Annotated in this window: 20 protein-coding genes; 7 read left to right on the forward strand and 13 right to left on the reverse strand. The window is 73.2% G+C overall.

The window, feature by feature from the left end:
• Positions 1 to 85: 85 nt before the first annotated feature.
• Together ACE1OC_RS33280 and ACE1OC_RS33285 are read right to left on the reverse strand one after the other, a co-directional pair.
• A complete protein-coding gene (locus ACE1OC_RS33280; RefSeq protein ID WP_407840083.1) occupies positions 86 to 931 on the reverse strand; it encodes an SDR family NAD(P)-dependent oxidoreductase in 846 nt (281 codons plus the stop codon).
• Positions 928 to 2,052, reverse strand: coding sequence for an LLM class flavin-dependent oxidoreductase (locus ACE1OC_RS33285; protein ID WP_407840084.1), 1,125 nt, complete (start codon positions 2,050 to 2,052; stop codon positions 928 to 930). Before ACE1OC_RS33285 ends, ACE1OC_RS33280 begins: the two co-directional genes overlap by 4 nt.
• Positions 2,053 to 2,361: 309 nt before the next feature.
• On the opposite strand from ACE1OC_RS33285, the gene ACE1OC_RS33290 reads away from it, so the two are divergent.
• Together ACE1OC_RS33290 and ACE1OC_RS33295 are read left to right on the forward strand one after the other, a co-directional pair.
• The gene (locus tag ACE1OC_RS33290; RefSeq protein WP_407840085.1) at positions 2,362 to 3,855 is read left to right on the forward strand and encodes an amino acid permease; all 1,494 of its coding nucleotides are present in this window, start codon (positions 2,362 to 2,364) and stop codon (positions 3,853 to 3,855) included.
• Positions 3,856 to 3,865: 10 nt separating this feature from the next.
• On the forward strand, positions 3,866 to 4,321 hold the full coding sequence (locus tag ACE1OC_RS33295; protein ID WP_243334460.1) for an Lrp/AsnC family transcriptional regulator: 456 nt from the start codon (positions 3,866 to 3,868) through the stop codon (positions 4,319 to 4,321).
• Here ACE1OC_RS33295 and ACE1OC_RS33300 read toward each other — a convergent pair.
• The 6 genes from ACE1OC_RS33300 to ACE1OC_RS33325 all read right to left on the reverse strand — a co-directional run bounded on the left by ACE1OC_RS33300 (position 4,299) and on the right by ACE1OC_RS33325 (position 9,558).
• Positions 4,299 to 4,697, reverse strand: coding sequence for a WhiB family transcriptional regulator (locus tag ACE1OC_RS33300; protein ID WP_407840086.1), 399 nt, complete (start codon positions 4,695 to 4,697; stop codon positions 4,299 to 4,301). The genes ACE1OC_RS33295 and ACE1OC_RS33300 overlap by 23 nt on opposite strands.
• Before the next feature lie 100 nt (positions 4,698 to 4,797).
• The gene (locus ACE1OC_RS33305; protein ID WP_407840087.1) at positions 4,798 to 5,943 is read right to left on the reverse strand and encodes an LLM class flavin-dependent oxidoreductase; all 1,146 of its coding nucleotides are present in this window, start codon (positions 5,941 to 5,943) and stop codon (positions 4,798 to 4,800) included.
• A gap of 54 nt (positions 5,944 to 5,997) precedes the next feature.
• A complete protein-coding gene (locus ACE1OC_RS33310; protein ID WP_407840088.1) occupies positions 5,998 to 7,365 on the reverse strand; it encodes an NtaA/DmoA family FMN-dependent monooxygenase in 1,368 nt (455 codons plus the stop codon).
• A 26-nt stretch (positions 7,366 to 7,391) separates the two neighbouring features.
• The gene (locus ACE1OC_RS33315) at positions 7,392 to 8,585 is read right to left on the reverse strand and encodes an LLM class flavin-dependent oxidoreductase (RefSeq protein ID WP_407840089.1); all 1,194 of its coding nucleotides are present in this window, start codon (positions 8,583 to 8,585) and stop codon (positions 7,392 to 7,394) included.
• Between the two features lie 61 nt (positions 8,586 to 8,646).
• Positions 8,647 to 8,757 carry a putative leader peptide gene (locus ACE1OC_RS33320; RefSeq protein ID WP_407840090.1) on the reverse strand — a complete coding sequence of 37 codons (111 nt, stop codon included), beginning with the start codon at positions 8,755 to 8,757 and terminating at the stop codon, positions 8,647 to 8,649.
• Positions 8,758 to 8,850: 93 nt separating this feature from the next.
• Positions 8,851 to 9,558, reverse strand: a complete 708-nt coding sequence (locus ACE1OC_RS33325; protein WP_407840091.1) for a GNAT family N-acetyltransferase — start codon at positions 9,556 to 9,558, stop codon at positions 8,851 to 8,853.
• Between the two features lie 193 nt (positions 9,559 to 9,751).
• On the opposite strand from ACE1OC_RS33325, the gene ACE1OC_RS33330 reads away from it, so the two are divergent.
• From ACE1OC_RS33330 to ACE1OC_RS33345, 4 genes are all read left to right on the forward strand, one after another.
• Positions 9,752 to 9,883, forward strand: a complete 132-nt coding sequence (locus ACE1OC_RS33330; RefSeq protein WP_407840092.1) for a hypothetical protein — start codon at positions 9,752 to 9,754, stop codon at positions 9,881 to 9,883.
• 44 nt (positions 9,884 to 9,927) lie between these two features.
• Positions 9,928 to 10,392 carry a hypothetical protein gene (locus ACE1OC_RS33335; RefSeq protein WP_407840093.1) on the forward strand — a complete coding sequence of 155 codons (465 nt, stop codon included), beginning with the start codon at positions 9,928 to 9,930 and terminating at the stop codon, positions 10,390 to 10,392.
• A gap of 177 nt (positions 10,393 to 10,569) precedes the next feature.
• Positions 10,570 to 11,370 carry a carbon-nitrogen hydrolase family protein gene (locus tag ACE1OC_RS33340; protein ID WP_274547866.1) on the forward strand — a complete coding sequence of 267 codons (801 nt, stop codon included), beginning with the start codon at positions 10,570 to 10,572 and terminating at the stop codon, positions 11,368 to 11,370.
• Positions 11,371 to 11,452: 82 nt separating this feature from the next.
• Positions 11,453 to 13,150, forward strand: coding sequence for a flavin monoamine oxidase family protein (locus ACE1OC_RS33345; protein ID WP_407840094.1), 1,698 nt, complete (start codon positions 11,453 to 11,455; stop codon positions 13,148 to 13,150).
• A 158-nt stretch (positions 13,151 to 13,308) separates the two neighbouring features.
• Here the strand turns inward: ACE1OC_RS33345 and ACE1OC_RS33350 are convergent, their stop codons facing one another.
• The 4 genes from ACE1OC_RS33350 to ACE1OC_RS33365 form a co-directional block, all read right to left on the reverse strand.
• Entirely contained in the window at positions 13,309 to 14,097 is a 789-nt protein-coding gene (locus ACE1OC_RS33350) for an alpha/beta fold hydrolase (protein WP_407840095.1), read from the reverse strand.
• 54 nt (positions 14,098 to 14,151) lie between these two features.
• Positions 14,152 to 14,802, reverse strand: coding sequence for a DUF5995 family protein (locus tag ACE1OC_RS33355; RefSeq protein WP_407840096.1), 651 nt, complete (start codon positions 14,800 to 14,802; stop codon positions 14,152 to 14,154).
• Positions 14,803 to 14,878: 76 nt separating this feature from the next.
• On the reverse strand, positions 14,879 to 16,282 hold the full coding sequence (locus ACE1OC_RS33360) for a uracil-xanthine permease family protein (RefSeq protein WP_407840097.1): 1,404 nt from the start codon (positions 16,280 to 16,282) through the stop codon (positions 14,879 to 14,881).
• An 81-nt stretch (positions 16,283 to 16,363) separates the two neighbouring features.
• On the reverse strand, positions 16,364 to 17,581 hold the full coding sequence (locus ACE1OC_RS33365; protein ID WP_407840098.1) for an MFS transporter: 1,218 nt from the start codon (positions 17,579 to 17,581) through the stop codon (positions 16,364 to 16,366).
• A gap of 159 nt (positions 17,582 to 17,740) precedes the next feature.
• Between ACE1OC_RS33365 and ACE1OC_RS33370 the strand changes: the two genes are divergently transcribed.
• A complete protein-coding gene (locus ACE1OC_RS33370; protein ID WP_407841759.1) occupies positions 17,741 to 18,826 on the forward strand; it encodes an ROK family transcriptional regulator in 1,086 nt (361 codons plus the stop codon).
• 37 nt (positions 18,827 to 18,863) lie between these two features.
• Here ACE1OC_RS33370 and ACE1OC_RS33375 read toward each other — a convergent pair whose 3' ends face one another.
• Positions 18,864 to 19,610 carry an SDR family oxidoreductase gene (locus tag ACE1OC_RS33375; protein ID WP_407840099.1) on the reverse strand — a complete coding sequence of 249 codons (747 nt, stop codon included), beginning with the start codon at positions 19,608 to 19,610 and terminating at the stop codon, positions 18,864 to 18,866.
• Between the last annotated feature and the right edge of the window lie 114 nt (positions 19,611 to 19,724).

Consider the following 19,724-nt stretch of genomic DNA (forward strand, 5'->3'; position numbering starts at 1 on the left):
GCGCCTGCATCCATGCCTGCGCCTGCGCCTGGGCCCATGGCTATGCCCATGTCCGAGCCTGCGTCCGGCCCGGCTTCCCGTGTGCTCATCGTGCGCCTCCGACCGTCGGGTACGGGAACTTCACGCCGACGCCGCCGTCCACGACCAGCGTCTGGCCCGTCATGTACGAGGACTGCGGCGAAGCCAGGAAGTACAGTGCGGCCGCGATGTCCCGGGTCTCGGCGACCCGGCCCAGCGGGGCGTTCTCCGCATTGAGCCTGCGCCCCTCGGGGCCCAGCAGGGCGGCCACCCGCGGGGTCCACACCACCCCCGGTGCCACCGCGTTGACCCGTACCCCGCGCGGGCCCAGCTCTACCGCCGCCGAGCGCACCAAGGAGATCAGGCCGGCCTTCGCGGCCCCGTACGCGGCGTGCAGCGGGGCGGCGGTGAGCCCGGAGACGGAGGCGACGAAGACCAGGGGTCCACCGCCGGCCGCGGCGACGGCCCCGCCGCCGTACTGGACGGCCAGCCAGGCGTGCCGCAGCACCAGGTCGAAGTGCCAGTCCCAGCCCTCGTCGTCCAGCTCGGGCAGCGCGGCGTACCGGGCCATGCCGACGATGTCGACGACCCCGCCGACCGGGCGGCCCCCGAGCAGCTCCGGCGCCGCGGCGAAGAGCTCCCGTACGGCCTCGCGCCGCGTGACGTCGGCGGCGTACGGGACGCCCCCGGTCTCGGCGGCGACCGCCCGGGCCCGCTCCTCGTCCGCGTCCACGCACAGCACGCGGGCTCCGCCGGCGGCCAGCGCGTGCGCGGTCTGGCGGCCGATGCCGTTGCCCGCGCCGAGCAGGACCAGGGCCCGGCCGTCGAGCCGGTGGAGGGCGGCGTAGTCGGGGACGGGCGAGGTGTCGGGGACGGCGTCCGGTGCGCTCCCGGGCGCGGGGCCGTCGCTCACGCGGAGGCCTTGCGGGGCGTGTACCGGGCCAGTTCCGGGATGACTTCCTTGCCCAGGATCTCCAGGGTCCGCAGGATCTCCCGGTGCTCCAGGTACCCCCACTGGACGTAGCAGATGAGCTGGTCGACGCCGAGGTCCGCGTACCGCTTGGCCTTGGTGACGATCGTCTCCGCGTCCCCGATGAGGATCATGTCCCCGTCGCTGAACTCCCGTACGGGTACGTTCCCTTCGAGGATCGGCGCGAGCAGCGGGAAGGTCCGCTCCCGTTCCTCGGGGCTCAGGTGCGGCAGCTCCCACTCCAGGGTGAACTGCGCCAGGTTGGAGTACCACCAGGCGACCGACTCCCAGACCCGGGGACCCGGGTCGGTGCGCGGCGGGGTGGCGTGGACCAGGGTGTAGGCGGCGACGCGGTCCGTGGTGACGTCGGTGAGGGGGCTCGGCGCGGCGGCCGCGGCCCGGTAGGCGGCCACCTGGGCGGCCATCGCCTCCAGCGGCTGCATGATCGAGAAGGACAGCAGCCCGAGGCCGTGCGCGCCCGCGACCTCCGCGGAGCCGGGGGAGGTGGCCGCCATCCAGGCGGGCGGGTGCGGATCCTGCACCGGCTTGGGGGTGACCATGCGCCGCGGGAAGGCGAAACGCTCCGACGCGTACGCGAAGTACTCCTCGCGCCACATTCCGGTAACGATCTCGATGGCCTCGCGCCAGTCGTCGCGGGACTTCTCCCGGTCCACGCCGAAGGCCGCCTGCTCCATGGGCGTGGAGCGGCCGGTGCCCCACTCCACCCGGCCGCCGGAGAGCACGTCGACGGTGGCGACCTTCTCCGCGATGCGCTGCGGCGGGGTGAAGGCGAAGGGGGTCAGGGTCACGCCGAAGCCCAGCCGGATCCGCTCGGTGAGCCCGGCCAGGTGCCCGAGGAGCACCTCGGGGGCCGGGCAGTGCGAGCGGCCCTCGCGGAAGTGGTGTTCGACCGCCCAGACGGTACGGAAGCCCATCCGGTCGGCTAGCCGGATCTGTTCCACCGCCTCCCGGTAAGCGCGCTGCTCAGCGGCCCGCTGGCCGTGCGGGTGGGCTCCCCGCCAGGGCCGCGGCACGTCGATCTCGTAGAGCACGTCCAGGTCCATGGCGGCACGCTGCGGCAGATCTGACGAAGTGTCAAGAATGCGGGTCGGGATCTCCCGCGCACTGATCGATCATCCCCGCGCAACAAAGGACCATCCTGGACAGATCCGCGCAACGATCAGTCGCCTATGTGCAAGGATGGTGCATTACGGGCGGTATCACTCAGCTCGTAGGCTCACTCGCTGTACGTGGAGTGGCGTGGACCGCCTGCTCGGCGGTCCCCCATGCCCAGGCCTTCCCGGCCTGCTCCTGCTCCGGACCGCTGCGGTCGATGCCTCACACCCCACCCGCAGTGACAAAGGAGTCCCCTCGTGCTCGACCACGGCCAGGCGCCCCCGCTCGCTCCCGCCCCCGGGGCGCCGCGCAAGCCCGCCCACCCGCTCCTGCGCCGCAAGCCGGTGGAGCAGCTGGTCGCCGAGGGCGGCCAGGGCGAGGGCGGCTCCCTGCGCCGCTCGCTCACGATGTGGCAGCTGACCATGATCAGCATCGGCGCGACGCTGGGCACCGGCATCTTCGTCGTCCTCGGCACCGCGGCCCCCAAGGCCGGCCCCGCCGTGACGATCTCCTTCATCATCGCGGGCCTGACCGCCCTCTTCTCGGCCCTCTCCTACGCGGAGCTGGCCGGATCGGTGCCGGTCTCCGGATCCTCGTACTCGTACTCGTACGCCACCATGGGCGAGCTCGTCGCCTGGGTCTGCGGCTGGTGCCTGGTCCTGGAGTACGGGGTCTCCGTCGCGGCCGTCGCCGTCGGCTGGGGCGAGTACCTCAACGAGCTCCTCGACGGGACCATAGGCGTCACCATCCCCGACGGCGTCTCGGCCCCGCTGGGCGAAGGCGGCTTCATCAACCTGCCGGCGCTGGTCGTCGTCCTGCTCGCCATGGTCTTCCTGATGCGCGGCGCCAAGGAGAGCGCCCGGATCAACTCGATCATGGTCGGCGTGAAGATCGTCACCCTGCTGCTCTTCATCGGCATCGGCTTCATGGGCATCAAGGCCGGCAACTACGCCCCGCTCGCGCCGCTCGGCATCACCGGCATCAGCGCCGGCGCCGCCACGCTCTTCTTCTCGTACATCGGCTTCGACGCGGCCTCCACCGCCGGTGAAGAGGCGAAGAACCCCAAGCGCGACCTGCCCCGCGCGATCATGCTCTCGCTGCTGATCGTGACCGTGCTCTACGTCCTCGTCGCCTTCGTCGCCGTCGGTGCCATGCCGTGGCAGGACTTCGAGGGCACCGAGGCCGCGCTCGCCCAGATCATGACCGACGTCTCCGGCCACACCTTCTGGGGCGTCGTCCTGGCCGCCGGCGCCGTCGTGGCCATCGCCTCCGTCGTCTTCGCCGTCCTCTACGGCCAGACCCGCATCCTCTTCGCCATGTCCCGCGACGGCCTCGTACCCAAGGTCTTCGCCAAGGTCGACGCGAAGACCGGCGCCCCCCGCGCCAACGTGGTGATCGTCTCCCTCTTCTGCGGAACGCTCGCGGCCTTCATCCCGCTCGGCAAGCTGGCGGACGCCACCAGCATCGGCACCCTCTTCGCCTTCGGCCTCGTCAACGTCGCCGTCGTGATCCTGCGCAAGACCCGCCCGGACATGCCGCGCACCTTCAAGGTGGCGCTCTTCCCGATCACGCCGATCCTGGGCCTGCTCGCCTGCGGCTTCATGATGTTCAGCCTGGACACCGCCACCTGGATCGTCTTCGGTGGCTGGATGGCCGTTGGCCTCGTGGTCTACTTCCAGTACGGCATCCGCCGTTCCCGACTGGCCACAGCCCAGCCGACCGCTACGCAGCCGGCCGCAGCAGAGAAGTGATTCACCCGTAGTGCGACTGAACGATCTCGACGAACGCATCGTGCACGCCCTGGCCAAGGACGCCCGCCGCTCCTTCGCGGACATCGGCTCCGAGGTCGGACTCTCGGCCCCCGCCGTCAAACGGCGTGTGGACCGGCTGCGCGCCGAAGGAGCCATCACCGGCTTCACCGTCCGCGTGGACCCCGCCTCGATGGGCTGGGAGACCGAGGGCTTCATCGAGATGTACTGCCGCCACAACACCTCGCCGGACGACATCCGGCGGGGGCTGGAGCGCTACCCCGAGGTGGTGTCCGCGTCGACCGTCACCGGCGACGCGGACGCCCTCGTCCAGATCTTCGCCTCCGACATGCGGCACTTCGAGCGGGTCCTGGAGCGGATCGCGGGCGAGCCCTTCGTGGAGCGCACCAAGTCCGTCCTCGTCCTCTCCCCGCTCCTGCGCCGCTTCACCTCCGGCGCGCCCGCGTAGCGGTCCCCACCGCCCGCTCACCGCGCTTGCGCAGCAGCTCGCGGCGCTCCTCTTCGGTCAGGCCGCCCCACACCCCGTACGGCTCCCGCGTGCGCAGGGCGTGCTCCAGGCACGCCGCGCGCACCGGGCATCCGGCGCAGACCTGCTTCGCGGCCTCGTCGCGCTGCTCCCGGTCCTCGCCCCGCTCGTCCGCGGGATGGAAGAACCGCGTCGAGCCGAGATCGCGGCAGGCGGCCCGCGACTGCCACTGCCAGTGGTGTCCGGCGGACCCGGGCAGCCGGGACGCGCGGGCCGCCGGGACGCGGGGAGCCGCGGGCGGTGCGGTGGACGTGCTGGACGTGGTGGACGTGGTCGCCCTGGAGGGGCTGCGGTTCATGACGGTTCCCTTCGCGATGAGGTCGCAGACTGTCCTCCCCGCGTGTGACCGCTCCGCTCCGTGCCAAACCCGCCCGCGGGAATCCCCGCAACGGCCCGGCCTACCAGCGCAGATGCCCCCGCCGCGCCCACTCCCCGGCCAGCAGCCGGTACGAGCGCACCCGGTCGGCGTGCCCGTGCGTGATCGTGGTGATCAGCAGCTCGTCCGCACCGGTCGCGTCCCGCAGCCGCTCCAGCTGGTCGGCCACGGTGGCCGGCGAACCGGCGAACTGCGTCTCCACCCGGTCCGCGACCAGCTCGTGCTCCGCCGTGGACCACCCCCGGGTCAGCGCGCGGGCCTCCTCGGGCGAGGGGAAGGGGATCGCACCCGCACCGGACCGGATGCTGTGCACCCACGGCGCGTACCCGGCGGCCAGCTCCTGCGCCTCGGCGTCGTCCGGGGCCACCACGACATCGGCCGACACGGTCAGGTGCGGCCGGTCCAGCCCGCCCGGCCCGGCCGAGGGCTTGAAGGCGGCCCGGTAGGCCTCGGCGGCCTCCAGCACGCTCGCCGGGCTGACGTGGTAGTTCGCCGCGAACCGGAGCCCGTTCGCACCGGCCGTCTCCGCGCTCACCCCCGCGCTGCTGCCCAGCACCCACACCTGCACCTCGGCGCCCTCCCCGGGTACGGCATGCGCTTCCACTCCGTCCGGCGAGCGGTACTCCCCGCGCAACAGGGCCAGTACGTCGCCCACTTGCTCGGAGTACTCCTGCGCCGTGGCGCCCGGCAGCTGCAACAACCGCTGCTGGAGCGCGATCCGCGGATGATCGCGCAGGTGGGCGAAGGAGAAGGGCTTCGGTATGCGCAGGCCGTTCGCCGTGGTGTACGCCACCGGCGGCTCGGCCCCGGCACGGCGCGCCGGCGGGCCGCCCGCCGAGCGTCCCAGACCCAGGTCGATCCGCCCGGGGTGCACCGCGTCCAGCAGGCCGAACTCCTCGACCGTCGACAGGGCCGTGCGGTGCCCGAGCTGGACCGCCCCCGAGCCGATCCGGATCGTCGAGGTGGCCGAGGCGGTCAGCGCCAGCACGACGGCGGGCGAGGTCCCCGCGACCCCCGGATTCAGGTGGTGCTCGGCGAACCAGTAGCGGACGTAGCCGAACCGTTCGGTCTGCCGGGCCAGGTCGACGCTGCCGCGCAGGGCCTCGGCCGCCGTGGAGCCGGACGGGATCGGGACGAGGTCGAGGACCCCGAGCGGGATACCGGGCATGGTGTTCCCCCTTCTGTGGGACGGGCTTCGGGCGGGGTCCTGCGGGGGCCGGGGTCAGCCGCGGACGGGGGCGAGCGCGCGGGGCGCGGCCAGCCCGAGGTGGTCGCGCAGCGTCGGGCCGTCGTACTCCCGGCGGAACACCCCGCGCTCCTGGAGCAGCGGGACGACGGTGTCCGCGAAGGCGTCGAGCCCGCCCGGGGTCAGGTGCGGGACCAGGATGAATCCGTCGGCCGCGTCCGCCTGGACCAGGGCGTCGATGGCCTGGGCGACGGTGAGCGGCGAGCCCACGAAGGACTGCCGGGCGGTCGTCTCGATCACCAGCTCCCGGATGGACAGGCCACCGGCGGCCGCCCGCTCCCGCCACTCCCGCGCGACGGCCACCGGGTCGCGGTTCATGCGCACGCTCGCCCGGCCCAGCGCGATGGTGTTCTCCCCGGGCTCGGGATCCACGTCCGGCAGCGGCCCGTCCGGGTCGTAGCCCGACAGGTCCCGGTTCCACACGTGCTCCAGGTACTTGATCGCGGTCGCCCCGCTGACCTGCAGGCGCCGCACCTCGTGGGCCAGCTCCCGCGCCTCGGCGTCCGTGTCGCCGAGCACGAAGGTCGCCGCCGGGAGGATCTTCAGCTCGTCGTGAGTGCGCCCGTACCGGGACAGGCGCCCCTTGACGTCCGCGTAGAAGGCGCGGCCCTCGTCCAGCGTGCCGTACCGGCCGAAGATGGCGTCCGCGGAGGCCGCGGCGAACTCCCGGCCCTCGTCCGAATCGCCCGCCTGGAAGATCACCGGCCGGCCCTGCGGGCTGCGCGGCACGTTGAAGTGCCCGGAGATGTCGAACTGCTCGCCCCGGTGGGCGAAGGCGCCGGGGCCCGCGTCCCGCAGGAACTCCCCGGAGACCGGGTCGGCGAGGATCTCGCCGCCGTCCCAGGAGTCGAAGAGCTCGTGGGCGGTGTCCAGGAACTCCCGGGCCCGCTCGTAGCGTTCCTCGCGCGGCAGGAAGCCGCCGCGCCGGAAGTTCTCCCCGGTGAAGGCATCCCAGGAGGTGACCACGTTCCAGGCGGCGCGGCCCCCCGACAGGTGGTCGAGGGAGGCGAACTGGCGGGCCACCTCGTACGGTTCGTTGAAGGTGGAGTTGATGGTGCCGGTCAGCCCGAGGTGTTCGGTGACGGCGGCGAGCGCCGCCAGCACGGTGAAGGTGTCCGGGCGGCCCACCACGTCCAGATCGTAGATCTCGCCGCCCTGTTCGCGCAGGCGCAGACCCTCGGCGAGGAAGAGGAAATCGAACTTCGCGCGCTCGGCGGTCCGCGCGAAATGGACGAAGGAATCGAAGTCGATCTGGCTCCCGGAGGCCGGGTCGCTCCACACGGTGGTGCTGTTGACCCCGGGGAAGTGCGCCGCGAGATGGATCTGCTTGAGCGGCTTGCTCATGGGTGCTGTCGGTCCTTCCTGGGGGATCAGGCGGCGGGGGAAGCGGTGGCGGCGGTGGAAGCGGCGGGGGCCGGCCGGCCGGCGGCGTACCGGTTCGCCGGGCGCGGCAGCCCCAGCAGGCCGCGGAGCGAGGAGGCCTCGTAGGCCCGCCGGAACACCCCGCGCCGCTGGAGCTCCGGCACCAGGCCGCGGGTGATCGCCGGCAGGTCGTGGGCGAGCACCCCCGGCCGCAGCCGGAAGCCGGTCAGCCCGGCCTCCCGCCCCTCCAGCAGCAGGTCGGCGAGGTGCGCCGGAGTCCCCGCGAAGACGGGGGCGTCACTCGTGTACGCGGCCCCGTGCGCGGCGTCCAGCCGCTGGAGCCGCCGCTCCGCCGCGGCCGGCTGCTCGTCGAGGAAGACCGTCAGCTCACCGAACAGGTGCGGGGTGCCGGGCAGCGCGGCCACGGCGGTGCGGATCTCGCCGGCATCGTGCGCGGGCACGTAGCCGATGTCGGCCGACCGGGCGAGGAAGGGGTACACGGTGGCGTCCGAGGCCAGCGCGCTCACCGGGGGCAGGCCCTGGGGCGGCCGCGGGGTGATCGAGGGGCCCTTCACGCTGAACCGGGGGCCCTCGAAGTCGATGTAGTGCAGCTTGGTGCGGTCGATGAACCGTCCGGTGGCCACGTCGCGGATCTCGGCGTCGTCCTCCCAGCTGTCCCACAGCCGCCGCACCACCTCGACGTGGTCGGCGGCCTCCCCGTACAGCTCGGCCGGGTCCAGGGGCGCCGTACGGCGCCCGAAGTGGCGTACCTCGTCCGGCCGTTCGGAGATCTGGATGCGCAGACCGGCGCGCCCGCGGCTCACGTAGTCCAGGGTGGCGAGCGCCTTGGAGACGTGGAACGGCTCCGTGTGGGTGGCCACCACGCTCGGCACCAGCCCGATGTGCCGGCTCAGCGGCGCCACCCGGGCGGCGACCAGCACCGCGTCGAGCCGGCCCCGGACCAGATCGGTGCGGCCGTCGGGCCCGGCCGGATCGGTGGACTGCAGGCTCAGCGAGTCCTCGAAGGTGACGAAGTCCAGCAGCCCGGCCTCGGCCTCGGCGACCAGCGCGGCCCAGTAGCCGGCGGTGAACAGCCGGTCGGCGTCCGCACCCGGTTCGCGCCAGGCGGCGGGATGCCAGCCGGCACCGTCGAGGGCCACGGCGAGGTGGAGCGCGGGGGAGGGGGAAGGGTGCACGGGCATGGCGGAACTGCCTCCTGATCGGGCGGCGCGGCGAAGGACGGAGCGGATCGCGAAACGCTGATCAGGAACGACAGAGGGAGCCGGCGACGCGCAGGAGGTCGATGTGCGCGCGGGAGTGCAGACGGACGGCGCGGCGCGGGATGAGGGCGGCAGCGGCGGTTCGTACGGTCATGCCGGCCCACCCCCTTCGCTCGTCGGTCCCGGTCGTGCTTCCGACGCTAGATCAGGAGGGACCGGGCCACAACGAACGGAATGTCAATCCGTGTTAAGCCTTCGTGTCGGGCGTGCGAAGCCCGATGAAGACCGGCTCGCGGCGCAGGGTGAACCCCATCGAGAGGTACAGCCCCACGGCCGCCGTGTTCTCCGCCGCGGCGTGCAGGAACGGGGAGTCCCCGCGCTCCTCCACGGCGGCCGCGACCGCGCGGATCAGCCGCCCGGCGAGCCCCTCGCCCCGGTGACCGGGGTGCGTGCAGACGGCGCTGATCTCCGACCAGCCCGGCGGCCGCATCCGCTCGCCCGCCATCGCGACGAGCCGGCCGCCGCGGCGGATCCCGAGGTACGTCCCCAGCTCGACGGTGCGCTCCCCGAAGGGGCCGGGCCGGGTCAGCTCGACCAGCTCCAGCATCTCGGGCACGTCGGCCGGCCCCAGCAGGACCGCCTCCGGCTCCTCCTTGCCCCGTACCGCCCGGCCGTCCAGCTGCACGCCCGGTATCGACATCAGGGTCTCCCAGCTCGCGGGCGGGGTCGGCAGCCCGGTCACCCAGACCTCCTGGCCGGGGCCGGCGAGCTCGGCCAGGTCCGCCCAGGCCCGCGGATCCTCCGGGTCGCAGAGCGCGGCGAAGGGCGACACCCCGTCCGGGTAACGGGCGGCGAGCCCGGCGGGGCCGATCTCGGCGAAGCCCCGGTGCGGGCCGTCGAGCGCGGCCCAGACGGGATTGTCGAGGACCGCACCGGGCCGGGACTCACGGGACATGAGCGGGAGCTTCCTTCCATCGGGCGCGGGCACCTCGTACGGGCACCCGCCACGGGCACGGGTACGGGCATCGGCCACGGGCACGCGTACGAGCACTTGTACGGACTCTTGCGGGCGGTCTTGACGGCCCCTGGCGGTGCCATGAGACTGCGATCGCCAGCCTAATGGGGGTGGCGGACAGGAAGGGGGCCCGGTGGACCAGCTCACCCCACCCTCCGGCACCACACCCTCCTCCGTGACCACCCCGCTGCGCCGCTCCTGGCTCACCCGCCGGCTGCACATAGATCTCCTCCGCGTCTGCAGTGCCACGGCCCCGGCCTCCTGAGGCCCCGCCGAGCACGCGCGTACGCACACAGACCGAGGAGAGCCATGTCCCAGACCCATGTCCAGACGCCCGTCCAGGCCCCTGCCCAGAACCCTGTCCAGGCGCGTTCCCAGAGCCACGTCCCGGCGCCCGCCCGGAGCCTCGCCCCGCCCGCGGCCGCCGTCCTCCGGGGCCGCATCGGGACCGGGTTCTCGCCCGAGCCGCACCGGTACCGGCTGTACGTCGCCGCCGACGACTGTCCGAGCTGCCTCGGCGTCACCGCCGCCTTCGTCGACCTGGGCCTGCGGGACACCGTGGCCCTGACCGTCCTGCGGCCCGGCTCCGACCCGGCGGGGCACGACGCGCTCCGCCGCGCCTACGAGGCCGCCGGGCACGACCACGGCGGCACGCTCACGGTTCCCGCCCTCTGCGACGGCTGGAGCGGGCGGGTGGTCTCGAACCACGCTCCCGACATCCTGGAAGACCTGCGCAGGCTGAGCGTGCACCCGGCCTTCCGCCCGGCCCCGTAGGGCACCCGAAAAGGCCTTTCGGACCGTTCGCAGAGCCTCCGCGCAACGAATCGCCGCCTTCTCCCGTCAATGCGCAACGAATCGATGCGCGGAGCGCAACGGTCACGCCTTGTCCCGGTCGAACGCGCGAACGTACCGTCTAAGGACCCCCACCCCTCCTGCCACAGAGGTACGCCCATGCCCCCGCTGCGCACCGCCCTCCTCCAGAGCTCCGGACGGCTCGGCGACACCGCCGACAACCTGAAGGCGCTCGAAGAGGCCGCGGCACGCGCCGCACAGGCGGGGGCCGGGCTCCTCGTGACCTCGGAGATGTTCCTGACCGGCTACGCGCTGGAGATCGAGGACATCGCCCGGCTCGCCGAACCGGCCGACGGCATGTCCGCCCGCGCCATCGGCGAGATCGCCCGCCGCCACGGGCTGGCCGTGCTCTACGGCTACCCCGAGCGGGACGGGGACGCCGTCTACAACGCGGCGCAGCTCGTCGGCCCCGACGGGGAACGGCTCGCGAACTACCGCAAGACCCACCTCTTCGGCTGCTTCGAGCAGGCGGCCTTCACCCCCGGCGACACCCCGGTGGTCCAGGCGGACCTCGGCGGCCTCCGCGTCGGCGTGATGATCTGCTACGACGTGGAGTTCCCCGAGAACGTCCGGGCGCACGCGCTCGCCGGCACCGACCTCCTCCTGGTGCCGACCGCGCAGATGCACCCGTTCCAGTTCGTCGCCGAACAGTTGGTCCCCGTACGGGCCTTCGAGAACCAGATGTACATCGCGTACGTCAACCGCACCGGCCCGGAAGGCGAGTTCGAGTTCGTCGGCCTCAGCTGCCTGGCCAGCCCCGACGGGGTCACCCGCACCCGGGCCGGCCGCGGCGAGGAGCTGGTGTTCGGCGAGGCCGACCCCGAGCTGCTGCGCGTCTCGCGCGAGACCAACCCGTACCTGCGCGACCGCCGCCCCGGTCTGTACGCCTCGCTCGTCTGACCGAGGCCGCGCCCGCGCCCGCCGGCGCCCTCCCCCCTGCTTGCCCTTCCCCCCTGCCCCACCCCGCTAGGAGTCGTACCCCATGACGTCCACGGTGCCCACCACCGCCGTCCCGCACAGCGACGGCCAGCTGCCGATCACGATGTTCGGTCCGGACTTCCCCTACGCGTACGACGACTTCCTGGCCCACCCGGCGGGCCTCGGGCAGATACCGGCGACCGAGCACGGCACCGAGGTTGCCGTCATCGGCGGCGGGCTGTCCGGCATCATCTCCGCCTACGAGCTGATGAAGATGGGCCTCAAGCCCGTCGTCTACGAGGCCGACCAGATCGGCGGCCGGCTGCGCACGGTGGGCTTCGAGGGCGCGGGCACCGAGGAGCTGACCGCGGAGATGGGCGCCATGCGCTTCCCGCCGTCCTCCACGGCCCTCCAGCACTACATCGACCTCGTCGGCCTGGTCACCGAGCCCTTCCCGAACCCGCTCGCCGAGGCCACCCCCTCGACGGTGGTCGACCTCAAGGGCGAGACCCACTACGCCGAGACCATCGCCGACCTCCCGCAGGTCTACCGCGACGTGTCCGCCGCGTGGAACGCCTGCCTGGACGAGGGCGCCGACTTCTCCGACATGAACACCGCGATGCGCGAGCGGGACGTCCCGCGCATCCGGGAGATCTGGGCGAAGCTCGTCGAGAAGCTCGACGACGAGACCTTCTACGGGTTCCTCTGCAAGTCCGAGGCCTTCAAGTCCTTCCGCAAGCGCGAGATCTTCGGCCAGGTCGGCTTCGGCACGGGCGGCTGGGACACCGACTTCCCGAACTCGATCCTCGAGATCCTGCGCGTCGTCTACACCGAGGCGGACGACCACCACCGCGGCATCGTGGGCGGCTCGCAGCAGCTCCCGCTGCGCATGTGGGACCGCGAGCCCGAGAAGATCGTGCACTGGGCGCAGGGCACCTCCCTCTCCTCCCTGCACGGGGGAACCCCGCGCCCGGCGGTCACCCGCCTGCACCGCACGGCGGGCAACCGCATCACGGTCACGGACGCCACCGGCGACATCCGCACGTACCGCGCCGCGATCTTCACGGCCCAGTCCTGGATGCTGCTCTCGAAGATCGCGTGCGACGACACGCTCTTCCCGATCGACCACTGGACGGCGATCGAGCGGACCCACTACATGGAGTCCAGCAAGCTCTTCATCCCGGTGGACCGCCCCTTCTGGCTGGACAAGGACGAGGAGACGGGCCGCGACGTCATGTCGATGACCCTCACCGACCGCATGACCCGCGGCACGTACCTCCTCGACAACGGCCCCGACAAGCCGGCCGTCATCTGCCTCTCCTACACCTGGTGCGACGACAGCCTGAAGTGGCTGCCGCTGTCCGCGAACGAGCGGATGGAGGTCATGCTGAAGTCCCTCGGCGAGATCTACCCGAAGGTCGACATCCGCCGCCACATCATCGGCAACCCGGTGACCGTGTCCTGGGAGAACGAGCCCTACTTCATGGGCGCGTTCAAGGCCAACCTGCCGGGCCACTACCGCTACCAGCGCCGCCTGTTCACCCACTTCATGCAGGACCGCCTCCCCGAGGACAAGCGCGGCATCTTCCTCGCGGGCGACGACATCTCCTGGACGGCGGGCTGGGCGGAGGGCGCGGTCCAGACGGCCCTCAACGCCGTCTGGGGCGTCATGCACCACCTCGGCGGCTCCACGGACTCCACCAACCCCGGCCCGGGCGACGTCTACGACGAGATAGCCCCGGTCGAACTCCCGGAGGACTGACCCCTCCCGGCCCCCCGACACGGGCCGTCCCCGCGCGCGAGAGCGCAGGGACGGCCCGTTCTCATGCCCGGGGCGGGTACGGCCGCTCCCACTCCCCGCACCCCTCACCCGTGTACTCCCGCGCCCGCAGGATCCGGGGCGTCACCTCGGCCAGCGGGTCACGGGTGGGCGCGGCAGAACGTGCGGGCGGCGTGGTTGAACCGCTCCGGTGTCTCGAGGTTGCTGACGTGCCCCGCGCCGGGGAGCACCACGAGCTCGGCGTTCGGGATCGCTTCCGCGAACGCACGGGCGACGCTCAAGGGCGACCGCACGTCGAGCTCGCCCCAGAGGAGCAGGGTCGGCACCGTGATCGTGGGCAGCAGGTCGCGCTGGTCGGCCTCGGCCATCATGAACAGCTCCGCTCCCATGGTCTCGGGCCGCACCTCGCCCGCCATGGCGTCGAGCAAGGGCACGAACGCGGCCGGAGGGTCGCCGGCGAACAGCCCCGGCAGTGTCGGATCGAACTGCTCCCGGGGCACCGCGAGCATCCGCTCGGCCCCCTCGACCCGGGCCGCCACCTCCTCCGGCGGCAGCGAGCCCTTCCATCCGGCGTAGGTGTCGACCAGGAGCAGCGTCCTGACCAGATCCGGCCGGTGGCGGTACAGCTCCAGTACGACCGTCCCGCCCCAGGAGAGCCCGGCCACGTGGGCCGGGCCGAGCCGCAGCGCCTCGATCACGGCGGCGAGGCAGTGCGCGAAGTCCGTCAGCCCGAAGCCCGCCGGCAGATCGGAGGAACGCCCCGCGCCCGGCTCGTCCCAGGCCACCACGGTGAACTCGTCTTCCAGGTCCGTCAGCTGGGGCTGCCACATGCGGCCGTCCACGCCTGCTCCGTGCACGAGAACCAGGGGAGGGCCGTGACCCGCGCGCGCGTAGGCGACCTCGACCCCGCCGACCTGCACCGTTGCCATGCCACCAGGCTAGGCCGTCTCCTTCGGATGTGCCCGGCCGGCGCCGCCCGGGTTTCAGCCCGTCGGAGTCAGCAGGCAGCGGCCCACCAGGCCGACGCCCGCGTCGAGGGACTCGGTGAACTCCTCCGCCAGGTCGGGGGAGCGGCGCAGCGACCAGAGCAGGCGGGCCGAGGCCCAGGCCCCCGCGCGGGCCCGGTCCAGGCTCCAGGCGCCCAGCAGGTGCGTCAGCGGGTCCGCGATCTCCAGCAGGTCCGGGCCCGGCATCAGGTCCTCCCGGATGTGCTCCTCCAGGGAGACCAGGGTGTCTCCGACCCGGTCGAAGTCCGCTTCGAGCGCGGCCGGTTCGCAGTCGAGCGAACGGCAGGTGGCGACCACCGCCAGGGCCAGGTCGTGGCCGATGTGGGCGTTGATCCCGGCCAGCGCGTGCTGGAGCGGCCGGATCCCGGGGTGGCGGCGGTACTGGAGGAGCGGCCGCCAGCACGCCGGGGCCCGGTCGGCCTCCACCGCCGTCAGGTAGCGCTCGGCGAAGCGGACGCTGAGCGCTTCCGCCCGGCGGGGCGAGGGGAACGCGCCGTGCGCGATCCCCTCGTGCAGGGTCTGCGTCACCGTGAGGTACACCCGGTTGAAGACGGCGACGCCGTCCCGCTCGGGGAGCCGCTCGTCCAGGGCGCGCATCCGCGCCAGCACCGATTCCATGGGGACCATGGGACGCAGCGTCGCAGTCGCGGGCCGGGATCAGGGGAACTTGGCCGTACGCTTCCCCGGTTCGGGCGAAACTCCGTCAACCCCGCTTGTCCCCGGGCTCCCCGGTGGCCGTCTCGTCGTACGCGGACGTACCCGAGTCCAGCAGCGGTTCCTGCTGCTTCAGGTGCGCCGGTGCGAAGTACCGCAGGGCGTGGTAGCCCGTGATCACGACGATCGTGCCGAGCGCGATCCCGCCGAGCTCGAAGCTGTCGGTGATGTTGAGCTTGACCCCGCCGACGCCGATGATGATGCCCGCCGCGGCCGGCACCAGGTTCAGCGGATTGCGCAGGTCCACCCGGCCGTTGATCCAGATCTGCGCGCCGAGGAGGCCGATCATGCCGTACAGGATCACGGTGATCCCGCCCAGCACCCCGCCGGGGATCGCGGCGACGACCGCGCCGAACTTCGGGCACAGGCCGAAGAGGAGGGCGAAGCCGGCCGCCGCCCAGTAGGCCGCCGTGGAGTAGACGCGGGTGGCGGCCATGACGCCGATGTTCTCGGAGTAGGTGGTGTTCGGCGGGCCGCCCACCGCCGTGGACAGCATCGACGCGGCGCCGTCGGCCGCGATGGCGGTGCCGAGCTTGTCGTCGAGCGGGTCGCCCGTCATCTCGCCGACGGCCTTGATGTGTCCGGCGTTCTCCGCGATCAGCGCGATGACCACGGGCAGCGCGATCAGGATCGCCGACCATTCGAACTGCGGCGCGTGGAAGGTCGGCAGCCCGATCCAGTCGGCCTTGCCGACCCCCGACAGGTCGAGCCGCCAGTGGTCCACGGCCTCGGGACCGCCCATCGTCGAGTGGATCTTGCCGAAGACGAGGTCGAAGACCCAGGAGATGCCGTACCCGAAGATCAGGCCGAGGAAGATCGCGATCCGCGACCAGAAGCCCCGCAGGCAGACCACGGCCAGGCCGGTGAACAGCATCGTCAGCAGGGCCGTCCACTGGTCCTGCGGCCAGTACGTGGACGCCGTCACGGGCGCCAGGTTGAAGCCGATCAGCATCACGACCGCGCCCGTCACCACCGGCGGCATCGCCGCGTGGATGATCCGGGCCCCGAACCGCTGGACCGCCAGCCCCGCCAGGAACAGCGCCGCACCGACCACGAAGACCGCGCCCGTGACCGTCGCGCTGTCCCCGCCGCTCGCCCGGATCGCCGCCGCGACCCCCACGAAGGAGAGCGAGCAGCCCAGGTACGAGGGGACCCGGCCGCGGGTCGCCAGCAGGAAGATGACGGTGGCGACGCCCGACATCATGATGGCCAGGTTCGGGTCCAGCCCCATCAGGACCGGGGCCACGAAGCTCGCCCCGAACATCGCCACGACGTGCTGGGCACCCAGCCCGGCGGTCCGCGGCCACGACAGCCGCTCGTCCGGCCGCACCACCGCGCCGGGGGCGGGGGTCCGCCCGTCTCCGTGCAGGGTCCAGCGCACGCCGAGGCCCATGTTCCACCGCTTTTCGTTCGTACCGCATCGTTCGTCGGGAGCGTGGTCACGCTACGAGGCCGTAGGTGACCAGGCGCCATATTACGGCCGGATAGGGGCAGGTTCGTCCCGGTTGGCGGCCGGGACCCCGGCCGTCACCGGCCGCTGCCGCAGTACGGTCGCCCCCACGATCAGCGCGAACGACAGCAGCGTGACCAGCCCGAAGGACACCACCAGCGAGGTCGCGTCGGCCACCGCGCCGATCGCCGAGGGGGCGATCAGCCCCGAGGTGTACGTGATCGTCGCGACACCGGCGATGGCCTGCGCCGGGGCCGGCCCGCTGCGCGCGGCCGCCGCGAAGGCCAGCGGGACCACCACCGCGATGCCGAGCCCGATCAGCCCGAACCCGGCCAGGGCCGCGGCCGGATGGTGGACCAGGACCACGAGCAGCCCGCCCGCGGTGGCCAGTGCGCCGCCCACGCGGACCGTGCGCACGGCCCCGAACCGGTCCACGACCTTGTCCCCGACCAGCCGGGCGAGCGCCATCGTCAGCGCGAAGGCCGTGGTGGAGGCGGCGGCGAGACCGGCGTCCGTGTCCAGCACGTCCCGCAGGTACACCGCGGACCAGTCCAGGCTCGCGCCCTCCGCGAAGACCGCGCAGAAGCCGATCGCGCCGATGAACAGCGCGGACTTCGGGGGCAGCGCGAAGTGCGGCGGAGCCTCCTCCCCGCCGGTGTCGGTCCGCAGGTCCAGGACGCCCCGTACGGCGATCAGCCCGGCCAGCGTCAGGGCGAGCGCGGCGACCAGGTGGTGCAGGCGCGCATCGGCGCCGGCGTGCGCGGCGACCGTACCGGCGGCCGAGCCGATGAGGGCGCCCACGCTCCACATGCCGTGCAGCGAGGACATGATCGAGCGCCCCAGCCGGTTCTCGGTCTCCACGCCCAGCGCGTTCATCGCCACGTCGGACATGCCGGCGGTGGCCCCGTAGACGAAGAGCACGAAGCAGAGCGTCCACAGGTTCGGGGCGAGGCTCGGCAGGATGAGCGCGAGGGTCCACAGGGACAACAGCACCCGCAGGGCGGTGCGCGCGCCCAGCCGGTGGTTGATCCGCCCGGCCAGCGGCATCGTCAGCGCGGCGCCGACGGCGGGGAAGGCGAGGGCCAGGCCCAGGGTGCCCGCGCTGAGCTGCGCGTGGTCCTGGATCCAGGGGATGCGGGTCGCGAAGGAGCCGGTGACGGCGCCGTGTGCGCAGAAGACGCCGGCGATGGCGAAGCGGGCATGGCGCAGTCGCGCCGGGCTGAGGTCGGTTTCCCCGGTCATGACTCGTAAACTATCAGGGACCCTGCCTGATAGTTAGTCCCCGGAACTCCTAGGATGGGCGTCGTGACCCTTGCCAAGGCCCTGACCGCCACCACCCGCGCCACCACCCGCGCCGCGTCCCCCGCTCCGTCCCCCGCCTCGCCGAGCACGGCCCGGGCCATGAACGACCGGCTCGCCCTCGAACTCCTCCAGGAGGAGGGGCCCCTGACGGCGCCCCAGCTCAAGGAGTTGACCGGCCTGTCCCGGCCTTCCGTGGCCGACCTGGTGGAACGGCTCACCGGCGCCGGATTGATCGAGGTCGTCGGGGAATCCGGCGAACAGCGGCGCGGGCCCAACGCCAAGCTCTACGGGATCGTCGCGCGGCGTGCGTACCTCGCCGCGCTCGACGTACGGACGGACAGCGCCACGGCGGTCGTCGCCGACCTCCTCGGCCGGCCGCTGGCCCAGGCGGCCCTGCCGGTCGACGCCGTGGAGGAAGCGGTGGACCGGCTGGAGGAGCTCGTCCGGGAAGCGGGCGCCGACCGGCTCCACACGGTGGTGATCGGGGCGCCGGGGCTGGTGGCGCCGGGCACCGGGGAGCTCCGCGACACCGCCGGCCTGCCCGCCTGGCACCGGGACCTGGTGGCTGCGGTGCAGCGGCGGCTGCCCGCGGTGGTCGTGGTGGAGAACGAGACCAACCTGGCCGCCCTGGCCGAACAGCGGGTCGGCGCGGCCCGGGACCTGGACTCCTTCGTGCTGCTCTGGCTCGGCGACGGGGTCGGCGCCGCCGTGGTCCTGGACGGGCGGCTGCGCCGGGGCGCCTCCGGCGGAGCGGGCGAGATCGGCTTCCTGCCGGTGCCCGGGACGGGCGGCCTCCCGTCGGCCACGAACTGCGACGGAGGCTTCCACGAGCTGACCGGGCGGGCCGGGGTGGCCGCGCTCGCCGCGGCCCACGGCTACCGGGGGCCGGTCGAGGAGGCCGTGGCGGGCGCTGCCGGACCGGCCTTCCTGGACGCCCTCGCCGACCGGCTGGCCCTCGGGGCGGCGGCCGTCGCGGCGATCCTCGACCCCGGCTGCCTCGTGCTCGGCGGGGAGCTCGGCCGCGCGGGCGGACCCGACCTGGCGGCCCGGGTCGCCCGCCGCCTCACCACCCTGAGCCCGGTCCCGACCGAGGTCCGGGCCGGCGACCTCGGCGATACGGCGGTGCTCACGGGGGCACGGCTCGCCGCCCGCGAATCGGCACAGTCCGTCCTCTTCACGGCCTGACCCGGGCCCCGACCGGACCCGGGACGGCGGATCGCCCTCAGCCCGCTCCGCGGGCGGCCAGGAACTGCGCGAAGGTCTTCGTGCCCACCGCGTGCGCGGGTGCCAGGTTGCCGCCGCGGACGAATCCGGCGTACGCCTTGCCGGCCAGGGGGAGGGGCACCACGCGCCGGTGGATGCCCCGCGCCGTCAGGTACGCGCGGCCCAGGTCCGTCAGCGTGTGGGTCTCGGGGCCGCCCATGTCCGGGACCCGGCCCGCCGGGGCCGGTACCGCCAGCTCCACGAGCCGGTCCGCGACCTCCTCGGCGGCGATCGGCTGCACCCGGACCCCCTTCGGCAGCAGGACCACCGGCAGTTTCGCCGCGGTTCCGGACACCCGGGCCACCAGGTCGTGGAACTGCGTGGTCCGCAGAATCGTCACGCCGAGCCCGGAGGCCTCCAGCAGCCGCTCCACGGCCAGCTTGCTCCGGTAGTAGCCGAGGGGGACCTCGTCCACCCCCACGATCGAGATGTAGACGATGTTCCGGACCGTCCCGGCCCGCCGGGCCGCCTCGATCAGGTGCCGGGCGGCCACCTCGTCACCGCCGCGCGTCGCGGTCGCGCAGTGCACGACCACCTCGGCGCCCGCCATCGCCGCGTCGAGCCCGGCGCCGTTCAGCAGGTCCACCGGGTGCACGGGTGCGTGCCGGCTGAGCACGCGGACGTCCTCGTGGCCCGCCTCCCGCAGCCGGGCGACGACCAGCGCCCCCAGGTTCCCCGTGCCTCCCGTGACCAGGATGCCGCCCATGGTGTCCGCTCCCCTCGTAGGCCGGCGCGCTCCCGTGCGAGCCCGCCACCTGGGACCGTACAGCCCGCGGAACCAAGGGAGTTGGCGGGACCCGGCAAGATCGCCGGACCGCCC

This window comes from Streptomyces stoeckheimensis, from assembly GCF_045822005.1.
GTDB classification, from domain to species: domain Bacteria; phylum Actinomycetota; class Actinomycetes; order Streptomycetales; family Streptomycetaceae; genus Streptomyces; species Streptomyces stoeckheimensis.